The 334-nt window shown below is 44.0% G+C and carries 1 pseudogene; it reads right to left on the minus strand.

Annotated elements, in window-relative coordinates:
* Positions 1–334: pseudogene (locus C2M25_RS19430) on the minus strand (host specificity factor TipJ family phage tail protein); the annotation flags it as partial.

The following is a 334-nucleotide window of genomic DNA, read 5'->3' on the forward strand; positions in this document are numbered from 1 at the left end:
ACGAAAATCGAACCAAAGTTTGTCAGTAACTTCACCTGCAGGGCATGCGAAAAAGGGCCCGTTAAATTGACCATCGCCGCCCCCATCTTCAACAATAACCGTTGCATTAGATGTGCTTTCAGTTACAAAACTTGTCCATGTTGGGTCATCTTGGGACTGCCCATCAACCTTATTTACCTGGCTACCATCTGAGTCTTTGTTTAGCAGCTCAAAATACCCATCGTTTTGGCCATTTAAAGAGCCAGTTATTGAAAGAACTTCGCCAACTGAAAATGGTGGAACTGATTTAAAGCGAAGAGGCCTACCAAGCTCAGCATCCCACTCAACATAATGA

The sequence above is a fragment of the Pseudoalteromonas sp. T1lg21 genome (assembly GCF_002964625.1).
Taxonomy (GTDB): Bacteria; Pseudomonadota; Gammaproteobacteria; order Enterobacterales; family Alteromonadaceae; genus Pseudoalteromonas; species Pseudoalteromonas gelatinilytica.